At 34.8% G+C, this 3,744-nt stretch carries 1 protein-coding gene; it reads left to right on the top strand.

All coding sequences use genetic code 11. The features are described from left to right. Positions 1-3,744 (top strand): hypothetical protein (locus ENL20_05495; protein ID HHE38010.1); only part of this gene is annotated, 3,744 nt, incomplete at both ends.

Genomic DNA, 3,744 nt, shown 5'->3' with positions numbered 1-3,744 from the left:
TATAGAACCAATCAACTGACAGCAGATCATGAATTGATCCAGCTTCATGTTCATTCGGGAACAACGACTCATCATTTTTACCAGAATAATGGAACAGAAACCGAGATTTTTTTGAATAACGAACTACCCGGAATAAATCCCACCTCATATTTCTACAATCTTTTTGCCTGTTCAGCTGCTCGTTTTGAAACCAACAACAATTTTGGAAGTTTATACTTACTGGCAAACGATTTTTGTCTGGGTGTCGTAGGCTCGACTAAAACCGGTAGTATGCTGGATTTCTCTGATTTTTATAGACCTTTGTATTTTGGTATTCCCATCGGAGAAGGATTTACCCAATGGTGGCAGCAAAATGTCGATACCGGACATGATACGATGTGGGAACGGAGTTGGTTTTACGGGATGATCATTTTAGGAGATCCAACCTTGGGTGTGAGAAACTTCAATGCGACTTTTGTGGGTGGAGATGTAAGCGGAACCTGGAGTTCGGAAGGAAATCCTTATCTCGTTGAAGATAATATTTCCGTTCCTATCGATAGTCTTTTAATCATTGAACCAGGTGTGAAAATCATTTTTCATGATAACAGCAAATTTGAAATTTACGGACAATTATTAGCCCAAGGGACATTTAGCGACTCAATTATTTTTACAGTAGAAGACACGATTTCCGGTTGGAGAGGACTCAGGTTTTATGATAGTAACACCAATGCTCAAGATAGTTCAAAAATCGAATTTTGTAAATTTGAATATGGTAATTCTTATGGATATTTAACTAATTACGGAGGAGCAATTTCGTGCCATAATTCTTCCGATATTCTGATCAAAAATTGCGTTCTTTCCAACAATCGAGCAAATTATTTTGGTGGCGGGATCTACCTTGAAAATTCCAGTCCGGTTCTGAAAAACCTAATTATTTATCATAATTCCGCAGAGGAGAAGGGCGGAGGAATTTATTGTTATAATTCCAATCCTCTTATCGATGGAGTCATTATAAAACAAAATAGCACCTTAGGACATGGCGGCGGAATCTATCTTGAAGATTCCAACCTGGAATTATCAAATATCGAAATTATCAATAATTCTTCCTCGAACGGTGGCGGTATCCATTGTCACAATTCCATTCTAACTTTAAAAAATATAACGATTTTGAATAATACAGCTCTTGATTTTGGCGGAGGAATTTCCTGTGATGATTCTTCTTTGAATTTCGATTCGGATCATCTTTGTAATATTTATTTGAATTATGCAGCTTCCGGCAGTGATCTTTATACAACAGAAATGCAAAATATAATTATCGACACATTTACTGTTTTATCTCCTACTAATTATCATTCTTATCCGAGCGAAGATTACACTTTTAGTATTTTACATGGAAAACTTCAGCAGGTAAGTTCCGACCTTTATGTTTCTCCGCAAGGAAATGATGTTAATGATGGTCTTTCCTGGGATTCACCGTTAAAAACAATAAATTCTGCTATGACTCGAATTCAGGCAGACAGTCTCGATCCTCATACGGTTTATCTTGATTCGGGAACATTCAGTACAAATACTAACGGAGAATATTTCCCGATAACCTGTATCAGTTATGTATCTTTGCAAGGCAATGGAGAAAATGAAACAAGCTTGGACGGATTAGGAGAAAGAAGTCTTATTTATTTAAGAGATGCCTACGGAGTTTCTCTCAGAAATATAAAAATAATAAATGGTTTGGCTGAATATGGAGGAGGAGTTTATTGTCTTGATTCTGAACTTGATCTGGAAAATGTAGTGATTTCCAATAATTCTTCGACAAGATACGGAGGAGGGATTTATTATTCTTTTTCCAATTCCAATTTGAGCAATGTCGAAATAACAGGTAATTCCGTACCTCTTAATTATTACTCAACTTACGGTGGCGGAATTTGTTGCCATAATTCAAACCTGGATTTTTCGGAAGTAAGAATTTCAGACAATGAAGCCGAATATGGTGGTGGTTTAGGTATTTCAAGTGAATCAAATATTAGTTTTTTGAATGTTTTTCTCACAGATAATCAAGCCCAAAGAGGTGGTGGAATATATTGCAGCCATTCAATATTGGATATGGAAAATATCAGTATAACCGGAAATGAGGCTTTATACAACGGAGGTGGATTATACTGTTATTATTCCGAAACAGAGATGGAGAATGTAATTATTTCCGGAAATTATGCCAATCAAGGTGGTGGAATTCATCTTTATAATCATTCCTATGCAACTATGGAACATGTAACTATTTCCTCAAACTATGTAAATGGAAATTACGGAGGAGGTGTTTATATAGACTATCATTCAAATTGTATTCTAAAAAATTTACTAATCTCAGGGAATACTATAAACGGTTCATATGCCAGAGGTGGTGGGATTTATTGTTCATCATCGCTGATAAGTTTGGAAAATGTTACGATCAAAAATAATACAGTAATCGGCTATAAGAGCTGCGGCGGTGGTATTTATTTAAATGATGAGTCTGATTTGCTTTTTAATGATGATAACAGGTGTAATATTTATGCAAATTATGTAAGCCAGAACTATAGTAATGATCTATACATGGAAGACTGTGGAATAGTTCATGTTATCCTTGATACATTTTCAGTTATGAGTCCCACAATTTATTATGCTCATCCTTATAATTCTTATATTTTTGATATTCAACATGCAAAAATAAATCAGATAAATTCAGATCTATTCATATCAGTCGATGGAGATGATTCCAATAACGGATTATCTTGGGAAGAACCTTTGCGAACAATCGATCATGCTCAAAGCATAATATTTGCAGATAGCCTTAATCCAGGTACTATTTTTCTTGCTCCCGGCACTTTCAATCCTGCAACCAATGAAGAACAATTTCCCATTCATGTAATAGATTTTGTTTCTATAATAGGCAGCGGCGAAGATACAACGATTTTACAAAGCAATAACCAAGAAAATGTTTTTTCTTTTCTTTATGTTAATAATTCAGAGATAAAGGATTTATCTATCACTAACGGGCATTCATCTTACGGCGGCGGCATTTATTGTGAAAATTCCTCTCCTTTATTATCACATCTTAAGATTTATAATAATTTTGCTTCTTCTTCAGGTGGCGGGATTTATTTAAAAAATTCCGATCCGGTTATCGAGAATCTGAAAATTGTTAATAATTCTGCTTCTTCTTCCGGTGGTGGAATTTATTGTAATAATGGTTCAAATTTACATTTACAAAATGTTTTGATCGCAAATAATCATGCAAGTAGTAGTTACAGCGGAGGAGGTGGAATTTGTTTTTATGGTTCTTCAAACGCAGTTTTTTCAAATGTAACACTAACGGAAAATTCTCTTAATGGGATTAAATTCCAGAATAGTTGTCAGCCGATTATTGTAAATTCAATTTTTTGGAACAATATCCCTCATGAGATTTATTTTAATTCCAATAGCGATTTAAATGCAATAATTGTTGATCATTCTGATATTAAAAATGGAGAACAGGGAATTGAGATCAATGATAACGGAACAGTTTTTTGGCTCGAAGGAAACATTGAGGAAGATCCTCTTTTTGTGGATGTTGAAAATGGAAATTATTGTCTTCATCAGGATTCTCCCTGTATTGATACAGGAACTGCCTATTTTGAGTGGGAAGGTGAAATTCTGCTCGATTTAAATTATGATGAATATTATGGTTGGGCACCTGATATGGGAGCTTTTGAATGGGCTGGAACTTCTGTTAATGAAGAATTGATAATTAAT

It is taken from the genome of Candidatus Cloacimonadota bacterium, from assembly GCA_011372345.1.
Lineage (GTDB): Bacteria > Cloacimonadota > Cloacimonadia > Cloacimonadales > TCS61 > DRTC01.
This window is presented reverse-complemented; position numbering and strand designations above follow the sequence as displayed.